Below are 14,625 nucleotides of genomic sequence, written 5' to 3' on the forward strand. Positions count from 1 at the left end.
GGCATCCGTCTCCGCGGCGGGGCGAGGGTCAGACGACGGGCTGCTGCAGCTCGGTCACCCATGTGGACTGCGGACCGTCGGCCTGGAGGTACACCTCACGGCACGGGCCGTCGAACTCGACGCCGTCTGCCGCGACCGCCTGCATGAACGCGCCCCACGCGTCGGCGATGCCGCTCATCTCGCCCCGATAGGTGGTGACGGCAGCACGCTCGGCTGCGGGCAGCTCCACGACCTGCCAGCCGTCGCCCGCCACCGGCTCGTCCCCCGCGACCCACGAGACCCACACGCGCAGGTCGCCGCCGTCGAGCGGCTCGTACCAGAACGTGCCGGGCTCGCGGTACTCGACGCCCGCGCCCTCGAGGGCGTCGTGCAGGGGCGGCAGGATGCGGTCGATCACGGCGGGCACGCCGTCGCTGCCCGGCGCCACGCCCGATGCCGCATAGACGGTGACGGGCTCGAGCCGGCGGTATTCGATGGCGGTCATCCTGTGCTCTCCTTCGAGGGTCGGTGGCGGCGCGTACGTCTCGCCTCCCGCATCGTCGCCCTGGGGTCGGACATCGGCGGGGCACAATGGCACCGTGCCCATTCTGAACAAGGACATGGTCCTCTGCATCTCCCTGGCCGCACGCCCGTCCAACATCGGCACCAGGTTCCACAACTTCCTGTACGACGAGCTCGGGCTGAACTTCATCTACAAGGCGTTCACGACGAACGACATCGAGGCGGCGATCGGCGGGGTGCGGGCGCTCGGCATCCGCGGCTGCTCCGTGTCGATGCCGTTCAAAGAGGCCGTGATCCCGCTCGTCGACGAGATCGAGCCCTCCGCCGCGGCGATCGAGTCCATCAACACGATCGTCAACGACGGCGGGCGCCTCGTCGCGTCGAACACCGACTACGAGGCGGTCGCGGAGCTGCTCGAGCGGCACGCCGTCGACCCCGCGCTCCCCGTGCTGGTGCGCGGATCGGGCGGCATGGGCAAGGCGGTCGTCGCCGCCTTCCGCGGTGCGGGCTTCGACGATGTCACCGTGGTCGCACGCAACGCCGAGGCCGGGGCGCAGATCGCCGCGAAGTACGGCTACCGCAGCACCACGACCGACCCGGCGCCGGGGCACGCGGTGCTGGTCAACGTCACCCCGCTCGGCATGGCCGGTGCCGACGCCGACGTCCTGTCGTTCTCACAGGAGCACGTCGACGCGGCGCAGACCGTGTTCGACGTCGTCGCCTACCCCGCCGAGACGCCGCTGATCCAGGCGGCGCGCAGCGGCGGCATCCCGGTCATCACGGGTGCCGAGGTGATCGCGCTGCAGGCGGCCCGGCAGTTCGAGCGCTACACCGGCGTCACGCCGACGCTCGACCAGATCCGTCGCGCATCGGAGTTCTCGCGGCAGTAAGTCGGCCCGCGCTGGTTCGCGATCCAGGGGATTCCGGCCGAGACCGAGGACACCGTCCTCGGCCTCGGCGGATACGCCTCGGCCCGAAGAGCCCGGGGCAGGGTCAGGGCACGCGGTAGCCCGCGGCGCGGAACAGCTCGTACCACTCGGCGCGGGTGAGCGGGATGTCGGAGCCCTCGGCGGCGCCGCTCACGCGCTCGGGGTTCGTCGTTCCGAGCACGACCTGCATGCGCGCAGGGTGCCGGGTGATCCACGCCACGGCGATCGCGATCGGCGGCACGTCGTAGGTCGCAGCCAGCCGGCCGATCACGGCGTTGAGCTCGGGGTGGTCGGGCGAGTCGAGGAACACACCGGTGAAGAATCCCGCCTGGAACGGCGACCACGCCTGCACCGCGATGTCGTGCAGGCGGCAGTAGTCGATGATCCCCCCGCCGTCGAGCGTGAGGGACTGCTCCTCGCCCTGCATGTTGGCGGCGACGCCCTGCGCGATGGTCGGGGAGTGGGTGATCGACAGCTGGATCTGGTTCGCGACGATGGGCTGGCGCACCGATTTCTTCAGCAGATCGATCTGGCGCGGGGTGTGGTTCGAGACGCCGAACGCCCGCACCTTGCCCGCGGCCTCGAGCTCGTCGAACGCCCGCGCGACCTCGTCGGGCTCGACCAGCGCGTCGGGCCGGTGCAGCAGCAGGATGTCGATGTAGTCGGTGTCGAGCGCGCGGAGCGACCCGTGAACCGACTCGACGATGTGCTCGTACGAGAAGTCGAAGTACGGTCCGTCGCCCACGATGCCGGCCTTGGTCTGGATGGTGATCTGGGCGCGCTCGGACGCCGAGAGCCGCATCGCCTCGGCGAAGCGGAGCTCGCAGCCGTGGAGGGCGCTGCCGTAGATGTCGGCGTGGTCGAAGAAGTCGATGCCCGCGTCGCGCGCGGTGCGGATGAGCGTGCGCACCGCGTCGTCGTCGAGATCCTGGATGCGCATGAGGCCGAGCACCACGTTGGGTGCCGGACGCTCGACGCCGGTGAGTTCGATGGTCTTCATGGGTCCGCTCTCGCGTCGGGTCAGTACTGCCGCGTCCACGTTAGGCACCGCGCACAAAGAAGTCCAACAACTGTATATTCTGCGATTGAGAATCCAAGCGAATGGATACCCCATGGAGCACCGCCAGCTGGAGTACTTGGTCACCCTCGCTGAGGAGCGACATTTCACCCGCGCTGCCGAGCGATGCCGCGTGTCGCAGTCCGGGCTGTCGGCGGCGATCCGCCGCCTCGAGCACGAGCTCGACGCGAAGCTGTTCGAACGGACCACGCGCTCGGTCGAGCCCACGCCGGCCGCGCTCGCGCTCCTGCCGCATGCCCGCGAGATCCTCGCCCAGACGGCCGCCGGGCGGGATGCCGTCGTCCGCGCGTCGCACCAGCTCGCCGGCTCGCTGCGCATCGGTGCCGAGCAGTGCCTGGGGGCCCTCGACGTGAACCTGCTCCTCGAGCGGTTCCATCGCCGCCACCCCGCCGTCGACATCCAGTTCGTGCAGGCGGGTTCGCATCAGCTGGTCGACCATGTCGCGGCCGGCGAGCTGGACGTCGCCTTCGTCGCCAGCGCAGACCCCACCCCGCTGCCGGCCGTGGCCGAGCTCGCTCGGATCCCTCTCGTGCTCATCCTCCCGCCCGCCCACCCCCTGGCCGAGCGTCCGGTGTCGCGCTGGCGAGACCTCCGCGACGCCGACTTCGTGGACTTCCGGCCGGCGTGGGCGCTGCGGACGATCAACGACGACGCGTTCCAGCGGCACGGCGTCGAGCGGCGGGTACGCTGCAGCGTCGACGACGTCCACACGCTGCTCGACCTCGTCGCGCGCGGGCTCGGCGTCGCGATCGTGCCGCAGCACGTCGCGAACAAGCCCCAGGCGAGGGGCCTGGTCGCCCTGCCTGTCCCCTCCGGCGCACCGGAGTGGATCGTGTCGACACTCATCGCGGGCACCGCCTCTCTCGCGCCGCGCCTGCTGGAGATCCTCGACGAGGAGCGTGCCGAAGCCGAGGCCGCATGACCGTCGTGCTGGTCGAAGGCGAGAGCGATCGGATCGCCCTGGAGACGCTCGCGGCGCGGATGGGGATCCGGATGCCGGAGGTCCGCGTCGTGGGCGGCTCGAAGGGTGCCCGCCGCGCGGCCGGGGAGCTCATCGGCGTGCCGCTCGTCGGTCTCGTCGACGTGGGGGAGCGGAACGACTTCGAGCGGGTGCTCGACACGGTGTTCGTGTGCGACCCCGACCTCGAGGCCGAGTTCGTGCGCGCACTGGGCGTCGCCGGGGTAGAGGCGGTGATCGACGACCAGGGCGAGCTCGAGTCGTTCCGGAGTCTGCAGCGCCAGCCGTTCCAGCGCGAACGCCCGGTCGAGGCGCAACTCGCGCGCTTCTTCGGCGGCCGCAGCGGCAACAAGGCGCGCTACGCGCGCCTGCTCGCGGAGGCGGTGCCGCTCGATCGCGTGCCGCCGCCGCTCGCGGCGCTGCTGGGCGCGCTCTGACCGCGACGGCTCCGGGCGCTGATCAGGGCTTGCGCGGCAGCATCCGTCGTCCTGCCGTTCGTGAGATCGTTCTCACGCGACGCTTGCCGCCCGTTCACCGGGTCGTCGCGCAGTGGTCGGCGGTCGGTCAGCACGCGGCCGAGCGACCCCGGTTGCGTCGATGGCATGAGTCGAATCCCCACGCGACGCGTCCCGCCGCGCCTTCTCGTCGCGGCAGCAGCGACGGCCACCGCCGTCGCCCTCCTCCCCACCTCCGCCGCCTTCGCCCAGCCGGTCGCCGCTGCGCCCGGTGACTCGCAGTCGCCGTACGTGCAGACGCACGTGCCGACGCTCGTTGCGCGGGCCACCCTGTCGGCCGATCACCTCGAGCCGGGTCCGGCGTCCGGCACTCTCGCCAGTTCTGCCAACGGCCGCACCGGCCCGTGGGACGGGCAGGTCATCCCCGGCTTCTCGGCCGCGATCGACAACGGCGACGGCACTTTCTGGGCGCAGCCCGACAACGGCTTCGGCGCCAAGGGCAACTCCGCCGACTTCCTGCTGCGCAACTACCTCGTGCGTCCCGCGTGGCAGACGGCCGCCGGGGGTGCCGGCGAGATCGAGATCGAGCGGTTCGTGTCGTACAACGACCGCAACCAGCTGCTCGACTTCCCGATCGTGAACGACGGCACCGCCGAGCGCCTCCTCACCGGCGCCGACTTCGACATCGAGTCGGTCGTCAAGGCCAAGGACGGCACATTCTGGGTCGGCGAGGAGTTCGGCCCGTTCCTGCTGCACTTCGACGCCGAGGGCACGCTCCTCGAGAAGCCCTTCTCGCTCGACGGAGCGAAGTCTCCGCAGAACCCGTACCTGCAGCCCGGCGAGACGCCGCGCGTGCGCGCCAGCCGGGGCTTCGAGGCCCTCGCCGCGTCGGTCAACGGACGCTACCTCTACCCGGTGGTCGAAGGCTCGTACGCGGACGAGAGCGACCTGCGCCGCCGCGAGATCCTCGAGTTCGACACGCGCGCCGGGGCATACACCGGCCGCACGTGGAGCTACCAGACCGACCAGGAGCCGAATGTGATCGGCGACGCGTTCACCGTGAAGAACGACGTGCTCCTGCTCATCGAGCGCGACGACTTCGAAGGCGAGCAGTCCGTCACCAAGCGCGTGTACCAGGTGGACCTGCGTCGCACGGACGCCGAGGGCTACCTCGAGAAGAGCCTCATGCTCGACGCGCTGCGCATCGCGAACCCGCACGGCTTGGGCGCGGGCGACGGCTACGGCACCGGCGAGATCTATTCGCTGTCCGTGCAGTCGATCGAGACGGTGGTGCAGCTGAAGGACGGCAGCCTGCTCATCGGCAACGACAACAACTACCCGGGCAACGACGCGCGCATCCCCGGCACGCCCGACGACACCGAGTTCGCGATCATCGACCTCGACAAGACGAAGATCGAGCCGTCGACGGTCAGCCTCATCGGCCACCGCGGCGCGAGCGGCTCGCGCCCCGAGCACACGCTCGCGGCGTACGAGACGGCGATCGTGCAGTGCGCCGACTACATCGAGCCCGACGTGGTCGCCACGAAGGACGGCGTGCTCGTCGCCCGTCACGAGAACGAGATCGGCGGGACGACGGATGTCGCGTCCCACCCCGAGTTCGCCGCGCGAAAGACCACGAAGCGCATCGACGGCGCCTCGGTCACCGGCTGGTTCACGGAGGACTTCACGTTCGCCGAGCTCCGCACGCTCCGCGCGAAGGAGCGCCTCCCGCAGACGCGTCCGGCGAACACCGCGTTCGACGGGCTGTACGTCATCCCGACGCTCGACGAGGTCATGGACCTCGCGCGCCACTCGGTGAGCTGCGACGGCCGGCCCGTCGGCGTGTACCCCGAGACGAAGCATCCGTCGTACTTCGACTCGATCGGCCTGTCGCTCGAGGAGCCGCTCGTCGCGGCCCTCAAGGCGAACGGCCTCGACCGCGCGAACGCGCCGGTGATCCTGCAGAGCTTCGAGACCGCGAACCTGTACGACCTCGACGGGATGACGGACGTCACGCTCGCCCAGCTCGTGAATGCGTCGGGCCGCCCGTACGACTTCACGCTCGCGGGGGACACGCGCACGTACAAGGACCTCGTGACGCCGGCGGGCCTCGCCGAGATCGCGACCTACGCCGACGGTGTGGGCCTGGAGAAGTCCGTCATGATCCCGCGCACCGCCGACGGCCGCCTGGGCACGCCCACCGCGGTCATCGCCGACGCGCACGCGGCGGGGCTCACGGTGCACGGCTGGACGTTCCGCGCCGAGAACCAGTTCCTGCCGGTGGACTTCCGCTCGAGCGCCGACCCCGCCGCCCACGGAGACCTGGACGGCGAGATCCGCGCATTCGTCGCCGCGGGCATGGACGGCGTCTTCAGCGACCACCCCGGCATCGCCGCGGTGACGATCGACACGGTGACGCTCGCGGGCTGAGCCGTACGGCACCGTCGATCCGGGCGGGGGATGCCGCGGCATCCCCCGCCCTTCGCCGTGCGCGCCACCTCCGCCTGGCACAATGCGGAGGATGGGCGCCGCCGGGGGGCGGCGCTTCGGACGAAGGGACGAGTATGGCCATCGAGGGCACCCCCGGGGCGGGACTGACGAAGGAGCAGCTGGCGGAGGAGGTGACGCACCTCGCCACGCCGGACCTGCTGAAGACGCCGTTCGGCGAGTTCGAGTTCTTCGACGGCGTGCCCAAGACCGAGTCGGTACAGTCGATCTTCGACGCACTCGACCTCCTGCGCGGCATCGACGCGTTCCTCACCGCGGTGCCGGGAGCCTCACTCGTCGCGATGCGGACCGGCCTGCGGACGGCGGGCGTCGACTCTCCCGACAAGATCGGCTACACCGACCCGCGGGCGAACTCCGGCAGCATCTTCCTCACCCCGAACACCGAGACGACCTACGGCACGACCTTCCTCGACCTGAAGGCCTGGGGGCCGACGGTCATCGAGGCGCCGCCGCAGTCGCTGTGCGTCGTCGACGACTTCTGGTTCCGGTACGTCGCCGACATGGGCATCGCCGGGCCCGACAAGGGCGCCGGCGGCAAGTACCTCTTCCTGCCGCCCGGCTACGACGGCGAACGCCCGGAGGGGTACTACACGTACGATTCGCCGACGTACGCGAACTGGGTCGTGCTGCGCACCCTGGGCGGTGTTCCCGCGATGAAGGAGACGCGGATCTACCCGCTGAGCGAAGCCGGCTCGCCCCGCGAGAACACCTTCCTGAACATCGCTCCCGTGCTGCAGAACACCGTGCACGCGAACGACTTCACGTTCTTCGAGGAGATCGCGCAGCTCGTTTCGGAGGAGCCGCCGACGGCGCTCGACCCCGAAAGAGCCGGCACCCTGGCCTCGATCGGACTCGCGCACGGCACGCCGTTCCATCCCGACGCCCACCGGCGCGCCATCCTCGACGACGCCGCCCGCATCGGCGCGGCGATCTCGCGCGCGCTCGTCTACAAGCCGCGCGACCCCGACGCCTTCTTCTGGGAGGGCTCGTCGTGGAAGAACGCGTTCGTCGGCGGCAGCTACGAGTTCCTGCGCGGCGGCGCACTCAATCTCGACGCCCGCACGCAGTTCCACTACTTCGCGACGGTGATCACGCCGGCGATGGCGCATGCGCAGGTGGGCTCCGGCTCGGCGTACGCGTACACCGCGGAGGATGCCGACGGCCACGCGCTCGACGGCTCAGCGACATACTCGCTGCGGATCCCGGCGGACCCGCCGGCGAAGAACTTCTGGGCGATCGACCTCTACGACACGCAGACCCGCTCGCTCCTGCAGTCCACCCCGTACCCCGCGCTCGCCAGCCTCTCGGGCACCGTGCAGGCCGAGGACGACGGCTCGTACGTGCTGTGGTTCTCGCCGACCGCGCCCGAGGGCAAGGAGGCGAACTGGATCCCCACGATCCCCGGCAAATCCTGGTTCCCCATACTGCGGCTCTACGGCCCGCTGGAGCCCTGGTTCGACAAGACGTGGCAGCTGCCCGAGCTCGTGAAGGGGGCCTGACCGCACGGATGCCGCGGCACGGGCTCGTGCCGCGGCATCCGTGGGTCCTCGTGGTCAGCGTCGCGGTCAGCGCACGCGGCGGCCGTGCGCCAGGTCGATGAGGCGCGACAGCACGTCGCCGCCGCCGCGCAGGCCGTTGTGCTCGTGCTCGCTCGTGATCCACGGGGTCACGCCGGGGAGGAGCCGCGCCGTCTCCATCGAGAACTCGACCGGCACGTAGACGTCGTTGACGTAGACCGCGGCCGCGCCGCGGGCATCGGATGCCGCGATCGCGTCGGCGTCGTAGAGCGACGGCCACTCGAACTCGGCGAGCGCGAGGGTCACGTCCCGCCACGGCTGGAATCCGGGCACGGTGTCGAGCCACTCCCGGCGCACGTGCTCGCCGGTGAAGAGCGTCGGGTCCTCGCGGAAGTCGGCCGGCTCGGTGCGCTCGGCCGACCACCGCGTGGCGTGGCCGTCGGCGTAGCTGGACTCGTGGAAGACGTAATACAGCGGGTTGCGGGCACTGAAGGGCATCGCCGCGGCGAGGTCGTGGCGGAAGGCGTTCGATCGCGGGTCGCGTTCGAGCAGACCCCACAGCGTCTGCCAGCCGTCGTTGGTGCCGAGCGCCGAGCCCACCGATCGCACGCGCGAGACCGAGGCGACCTCGCCGCCGGGCAGCACGAGCTCGCCGTCGACCGCGAGGTCGATCACGCGCCGCATCGCGTCGCGGTGAGCGGGGAAGCGGCGGTAGTACTTCTCCGACTCGTCGCGCATCTTGTCGTACGTCACGGCGTAGACGTCGTCGGGGTGGCGGCCCACGGCGCTCAGACCGCCGGTGATGTAGACGTGCTCGAGGGACGCGGCATCCGTCGAGAGATACGCCAGGGTGGTGAACCCGCCGAAGGACTGACCCAGCACGCTCCACCGCTCGGCTCCCAGGTGCTGGCGCACCGCCTCGCAGTCGCGCACGATCGCGTCGGCGCGCAGATGCGTGATGTACTCGGCGAGCTCGGCTGCGTCGCGCTCGAGGTCGTCGTCGCCGACGGGCGTCGAAAGCCCCGTGCCGCGCTGGTCGAGCAGCACCACGCGGTAGTGCTCGAGCGCCGCGTCGAGCCAGGACGGCCCCGACGGCGAGTGGAACGCGCGCGGCGCCTCGTGACCCGGCCCGCCCTGCAGGAACACCAGATACGGCAGGCCCTCGCCACCCTCTCGCGTGACGACCGCCGCGTGGATGTCGATCGTGCGGGCGTCCGCCGGATCTCCCCACACGAGGGGAACCGTGAGGAAGTGGTCGTCGATGGTCAGATCCTGCATGCGGCGCGTCGTCACGGACATGTCAACGAGCCTATGGTGCGCCGCCGACGTCGCGGCGAGGACGGCCCCCCGCGGCGTGACGATGCCCCTCCCGCCGGCTCAGCCGTGCGTGCGCCGCTTGTCGCGTGACCGCACGAACCGGAACCGCCGCGACCGCCGGGTCGCACCCTGGGCGACGGTCGGCAGCGCGATGGGCTGCGTGACGATCGCATCGACGACCATCGAGCCGTCGGTCGGACCGATGACCGCGATGGGGGTGGTGGGGGTCGCGACCATGGGGACGACCGGCTGCGTGGCGAGCTGGCGGTGAGCGTGGATGTACGCGGGCACGAGCACGACCACGGCGCCGAGCCACGCGAGCGGGTTGCTCGCCGCGACGCCGATGAAGCCGAAGATGCTGCCCAGCACGACGGCCGCGCCGACGCGCATGGCGAGCTCGATCACACCGGTCACGGTGGGGATGAGGGTGTGGCCGAGCCCCTGCAGAGCACCGCGCAGGACGAAGAGGATGCCGAGGATCCAGTAGGTCGCGCCGTTGATGGCGAGCATCTGCGCGGCGAAGTCCACGACCTCGGCCGAGCCTTCGTCGATGAACAGGCGCACCGTCATCGCCCCGAAGGCGATGAGCAGGGCCCCGAGCACGATGGCCGCACCCACCGACATCCATGTCGCCTGGATCACGCCGCGGCGGATGCGGTCGGGCCGGCCACCGCCGTGGTTCTGCGCGACGAACATCGACACGGCGAGGCCGAGCGACTGCAGGAGGGCGACGGCGAGGCCGTCGACGCGGGATGCGGCGGTGTACGCAGCGACGGCGTCCGCGCCGAGCTCGTTCAGCGCGACCTGCACAGAGAGGGTTCCGATCGCGATGATCGACGCCTGGAAGCCCATCGGCAGACCGAGTCGGAGGTGCTCCGCGAGCGCGGCCCTGCTGACACGCCAGTCGCCGCGGCGGACGTGGAGCACCGGCATCCGTCGCCGTACGAACTCGAGGCACAGCAGCACCGAGATCGCCTGTGACACCACCGTCGCGAGCGCCGCGCCGCCCACGCCCCAGCCGAGCGGGCCGACCATGAGGATGACCAGCGCGACGTTGAGCACGCAGGCGAGCGTGAGGAAGACGAGCGGTGTGCGCGAGTCGCCGATGGCGCGGATGATCGCCGACAGGTAGTTGAAGAACATCATCGCGCCGGCGCCGAGGAAGCTGATCTGTGCGAACACGATGGCGTCGGCCATGAGCTCGGCGGGCGTCTGCAGCAGCTCGAGCAGGGGCGCCGTCAGAAGCGGTGCGCCGACGGTGAGCAGGAGGGTGCAGATGCCCGTGAGAATCGTGCCCGCCGCGACGGAGCGCCGCACCGCCGCGTAATCGCGCGCGCCGAACGCCTGCGCCGTCGGGATCGCGAAGCCCGACGTGAGACCCCACGCGAACCCGAGCAGCAGGAACAGCATGCTGCCGGTCGCGCCCACCGCGGCCAGCGCGTCGACGCCGAGCCGGCGCCCGACGACGACGGCGTCGACGAAGTGGTACAGCTGCTGCACCACGTTGCCGATCAGCAGCGGGACGGAGAACAGGAGGATGACGCGCCACGGGCGGCCCGTCGTCAGGGCGGTGGTCATGAGGGCGGCTCTCGAACGAGAAGGCGAGCAAGAGGACGGATGCCGCGCCCGCAGGCGACGGAGAGGTGCCGAGTGGCAGGAGCCAGTGTATCGAATCGATTCGGAAGCGCCATCCTCAGCTCAGGCTCTTGCGCAAAACCTCGCGCGCCCACCCGGGCAGCCCGCCTGAGTGAATCGTATGTTTGTTCTTATTTACGATTCCATCTCGTGGTGGGATTGGCTAGAATATAGATCAGAGATTCGAAGATCGGGTGGGGCCCGTTCAGGGCGTTGAGTGGAGCGGTTTCAGCCGCGGGCAGGTGTTGAGGCATATCGCGCGTGACGCGCGGGAATCTCGGTCCACTCCTTCCTGACTGCGAGCCTCATGTCTGCGAATTCCGACCCCGGTGCTGACGGCGTCGCGCCTGAGTTCTTCCGGGTCGTGCGGCTGGTCGATGCGTTCGAGGCGGGGCGGAAGCGTCGATCGATCGACGATGCGGCGGAGATCCGGGTGCTGGCGGATGCTGCAGCCGCGGTCGCCAGGCCGGCCGATGCTACCCCGGATCGCGCTCGGCGAGCGGAGCTGGACCGGCGCGCGCTGGTCGCCGACCTGGCGACGTCGGCCCGGGTGTCGGAGTGGACCGTGACCCGACTGCTGTCGGAGGCCGCCGATCTGTGTGAGCGTTTCGCCGGGGGCGTGGAGGCCCTCGAGCGGGGAGAGATCTCCAGGCCGCACCTCTCGGTGATCCACGACGCCGGCGCCTCGATCGTCGACGACACCGCGCGAGCCGAATTCGTCGGCCTGGCGCTCGAGCGCGCCGCGAACCTGACACCGGGACGCCTGGCCGCGGTGCTGCGGGTGATCGCCGAACGCTTCCTGGAGCGAACCCTCGAGGAGCGCCACAAAGAAGCAGCCGCCGGGCGTCGCATCGAAGTGGTCGATCTGCCCGACGACATGGCCGCGCTGACGGCGATCATGCCGGCGACGCTGGCGCACGGCATCGAGGACCGCCTCACGCAGCAGGCCCGCTCGGTCATCACCGCACGGGGTGATGCCGACGGCGACGGCGAGGGTGACGGCGACGGCGACGGCGACGGCGATGACGTCGAGATCGACGAGCGCACGATGGACCAGCTCCGCGTCGACATCTTCACGGACACGCTGCTCACCGCCGGGCCTGACGACTGCGTCGCCGGCACCGGCCTCCGCGCGATCCGCGCCACCGTCCAGGTCACCATCCCGGTGCTCACCATGACCGGGGCGTCCACCGAGCCGGCCCTGCTCGCCGGGTACGGCCCGATCGACCCCGGCGCCGCCCGGATCCTCGCCGCCGGCGCCGTCGGCTGGGAACGCGTGATGACCTCCCCGGTCACGGGCAGCGTCCTCGCCGTCGACCGCTACCGCCCCGGGCCTGCGCTGAACCGGTTCCTCGCCGCCCGGGACGAGCACTGCCGATTCCCCGGCTGCCGCCGCCCGGTATGGCGGTGCGACGTCGACCACACAATTCCCGCCGCCGACGGCGGACCCACGCACCACGCGAACCTCGCGCACCTGTGCCGACGCCATCACACCCTGAAGGGCGTCACGGCTTGGTCGGTCGAGCAGGTCTCGCCCGGCGTTCTGGTCTGGACCAGCCCGACCGGGCGAAGGCACACCGACCGACCCGAGCCGACCGTGAGATTCACCTTTGACCAGACCGCCACACACCTGCGCGCGATGATGCGCGAACCCTGGCTCTTCCCTGCTGACGACCCACCCGGATCCTCCGGGGCGCCACCCTTCTGACGCGGATGCCCCGCGTCTCGGCGCGTCTGTTCACCTCACCGACCTGATCCGACGCGACTCACACGCTTCCTGTGGGATCGGGCGCGCGTCATCCCCAGCGGACGCGCTTCGCTTGGGCAGCCGGCTGACCTCCGTGATCCTGCGCCGGCGAAACGACACTCGACGGCGCAGTCCGGTGACCAGCACACCTCCGACCAGGAGCGTGCCGCCGATGATCTCGGCGGACGTGGGGATCTGGCCGAGCAGCAGAGCGGCCGATGCCATCGCGACCACGGGCGCGAGCAGCACCCACGGCACGACGGCCGCGGAGGGATTGCGAGCCAGCAGGCTGTTCCAGATCGAGTAGCCGATGATCGTGCACAGCACCGCGGTGTAGAGCGTCGACAGAAGGGACTGCCAGCCGAATGCGGCGATTCCCGACGCGATCGCCTCCGGACCCTCGACGGCGAACGACAGCATCAGGGCCGGCACCGGCACCACGAGCGCCGACCATACGGTGAGCGACAGCGACCCGAGCCGCCCGGGCCCGCTGACCACCCCGGCACGGCGGGAGATCACGTTCCCGATTCCCCACGAGAATGCCGCGGCGAGTGCCAGCGCCACCGCGAGCGCGGGCGCATCGCCACCGCGACCGGCCGCCACGATCGCGAGCCCGACGATGCCGAGACCGACTCCTGCGGTCTGCGGCGCGGTCGGACGCTCCCGCAGCACCGCGGCGGCGATGAGGATCGTGAACACCGCCTGCGCCTGCAGCACGAGGGCGGCGAGCCCCGGCTGGAGTCCGAGCGCCATCGACGTGTACAGCAGGCCGAACTGCCCCAGGCTCATGAACAGGCCCACGCCGATGACGGTCCGCCAGGAGGTGCGGGGCCTCGGCACGACGAAGACGGCGAGCGCGACCACCAGGAAGCGGATCGCAACGAACAGCAAGGGCGGCACGCCGTTCATCCCCCAGTCGATCACGACGAAGTTGAAGCCCCAGAGGGATGCCACGGCGGCGGCGAGCATCATGTCGCGTCTCTTCACGACTCTCACTTCACTCGATCGCGGGATGAAGCACCAGCGATGCTTTTCTCACGAAACGATGTAGCGTTGCTTCATGATCGACCTGGAAGCCGTCATGTCGCTTCGCGCGGTCGCCACGCAGGGCAGCGTGGTCGCCGCGGCGACGAGTCTCGGGTATACGCCGTCCGCGGTGTCGCAGCAGGTGAAGCGACTCGAGCGCGAGACCGGCATCGCCCTCCTCGAACGTGCCGGGCGCGGAGTCATCCTCACGGAAGCCGGGACGCGTCTCGTCGTCGCATCGACCCCGATCCTGGCCGACCTCGAACGGCTCCGCGCCGATCTCCAGCTCACCGCGGGGCCCGACGATCGGGTGGTGGGCGAGATCAGGCTCGCCGCGTTCTCGACCGTCGTGCGCGGACTGGTCATCCCGGTCCTCGGCGACCTCGCGGCGCAGCATCCCGATCTCTCCGTGCCCCTGCGCGAGAGCGAGCCGTGGGAGACGATCGCGCTCGTCGCTTCTGGCCAGCGCGACCTGGGCATCGTTCACCGGTGGGGCGGGGTCGCCCTCGCGATGCCCGACCACCTCGTGTCGACGCCGCTGTTCACGGATGTCGCCGACGTCATCCTGCATCGCGACCACCCGCTCGCCGGTCGCACCGTGCTGCACCCCGGCGAGCTGGCGGGGCAGGTCTGGGTCGCGACGTTCGAGGCGACGATCTGCCGCCAGTGGCTGCGGCGGCTCTTCGACGGTGTCCCCAACGCCCCGCGCATCGTGCACGAGTCGATGGAGTTCCAGAACCATCTCGAGCTGGCGCGCGCGGGCCGCGCGGTGGCGCTCGTGCCCCGCCTCGGCCGTGGCGACATCGGTCCCGACCTGGTTGCGATCCCGACCGTCGAGCCGGCGTCGACGCGCGACGTCCTCGCCGTGCATCGCCGCACCCAGGAGGACTCCCCCGCCCTGCGCGCCGCGCTGGACGCGTTCGTCGAGCACGCGCGCGCCATGTGACTTCGGCC

12 protein-coding genes are annotated in these 14,625 nt (G+C 70.7%); 7 read left to right on the forward strand and 5 right to left on the reverse strand.

Annotation, left to right across the window (positions count from 1 at the left end):
• Window positions 1-28: 28 nt before the first annotated feature.
• Complete coding sequence (locus J2Y46_RS04200; protein ID WP_310240423.1) at window positions 29-484, reverse strand: GyrI-like domain-containing protein; 456 nt, start codon at window positions 482-484, stop codon at window positions 29-31.
• A 94-nt stretch (window positions 485-578) separates the two neighbouring features.
• On the opposite strand from J2Y46_RS04200, the gene J2Y46_RS04205 reads away from it, so the two are divergent.
• A complete protein-coding gene (locus J2Y46_RS04205; RefSeq protein WP_045301869.1) occupies window positions 579-1,391 on the forward strand; it encodes a shikimate 5-dehydrogenase in 813 nt (270 codons plus the stop codon).
• A gap of 103 nt (window positions 1,392-1,494) precedes the next feature.
• Here J2Y46_RS04205 and J2Y46_RS04210 read toward each other — a convergent pair whose 3' ends face one another.
• Window positions 1,495-2,430, reverse strand: a complete 936-nt coding sequence (locus J2Y46_RS04210; protein WP_310240424.1) for an aldo/keto reductase — start codon at window positions 2,428-2,430, stop codon at window positions 1,495-1,497.
• A gap of 112 nt (window positions 2,431-2,542) precedes the next feature.
• On the opposite strand from J2Y46_RS04210, the gene J2Y46_RS04215 reads away from it, so the two are divergent.
• The 4 genes from J2Y46_RS04215 to J2Y46_RS04230 all read left to right on the forward strand — a co-directional run bounded on the left by J2Y46_RS04215 (window position 2,543) and on the right by J2Y46_RS04230 (window position 7,928).
• Entirely contained in the window at window positions 2,543-3,430 is an 888-nt protein-coding gene (locus tag J2Y46_RS04215) for a LysR family transcriptional regulator (RefSeq protein WP_310240426.1), read from the forward strand.
• Entirely contained in the window at window positions 3,427-3,903 is a 477-nt protein-coding gene (locus J2Y46_RS04220) for a hypothetical protein (protein ID WP_045301874.1), read from the forward strand. Before J2Y46_RS04215 ends, J2Y46_RS04220 begins: the two co-directional genes overlap by 4 nt.
• 165 nt (window positions 3,904-4,068) lie before the next feature.
• The gene (locus J2Y46_RS04225) at window positions 4,069-6,351 is read left to right on the forward strand and encodes an esterase-like activity of phytase family protein (protein ID WP_310240427.1); all 2,283 of its coding nucleotides are present in this window, start codon (window positions 4,069-4,071) and stop codon (window positions 6,349-6,351) included.
• A gap of 134 nt (window positions 6,352-6,485) precedes the next feature.
• Entirely contained in the window at window positions 6,486-7,928 is a 1,443-nt protein-coding gene (locus J2Y46_RS04230; protein WP_310240429.1) for a DUF1254 domain-containing protein, read from the forward strand.
• Between the two features lie 66 nt (window positions 7,929-7,994).
• Here the strand turns inward: J2Y46_RS04230 and J2Y46_RS04235 are convergent, their stop codons facing one another.
• Window positions 7,995-9,245 (reverse strand): alpha/beta fold hydrolase, encoded by a 1,251-nt coding sequence (locus J2Y46_RS04235; protein ID WP_310240430.1) that lies wholly within the window; start codon window positions 9,243-9,245, stop codon window positions 7,995-7,997.
• A gap of 78 nt (window positions 9,246-9,323) precedes the next feature.
• On the reverse strand, window positions 9,324-10,841 hold the full coding sequence (locus tag J2Y46_RS04240) for an MATE family efflux transporter (protein ID WP_310240431.1): 1,518 nt from the start codon (window positions 10,839-10,841) through the stop codon (window positions 9,324-9,326).
• 364 nt (window positions 10,842-11,205) lie between these two features.
• Here J2Y46_RS04240 and J2Y46_RS04245 point away from each other — a divergent pair, with 364 nt between their 5' ends.
• Entirely contained in the window at window positions 11,206-12,606 is a 1,401-nt protein-coding gene (locus J2Y46_RS04245; protein ID WP_310240433.1) for a DUF222 domain-containing protein, read from the forward strand.
• Window positions 12,607-12,636: 30 nt separating this feature from the next.
• Here J2Y46_RS04245 and J2Y46_RS04250 read toward each other — a convergent pair whose 3' ends face one another.
• Window positions 12,637-13,632, reverse strand: a complete 996-nt coding sequence (locus J2Y46_RS04250) for an EamA family transporter (protein ID WP_310240435.1) — start codon at window positions 13,630-13,632, stop codon at window positions 12,637-12,639.
• 73 nt (window positions 13,633-13,705) lie between these two features.
• Between J2Y46_RS04250 and J2Y46_RS04255 the strand changes: the two genes are divergently transcribed.
• Window positions 13,706-14,617, forward strand: coding sequence for a LysR family transcriptional regulator (locus J2Y46_RS04255; protein WP_310240437.1), 912 nt, complete (start codon window positions 13,706-13,708; stop codon window positions 14,615-14,617).
• Window positions 14,618-14,625 lie beyond the last annotated feature (8 nt).

The organism is Microbacterium sp. BE35 (assembly GCF_031457705.1).
Taxonomy (GTDB): domain Bacteria; phylum Actinomycetota; class Actinomycetes; order Actinomycetales; family Microbacteriaceae; genus Microbacterium; species Microbacterium trichothecenolyticum.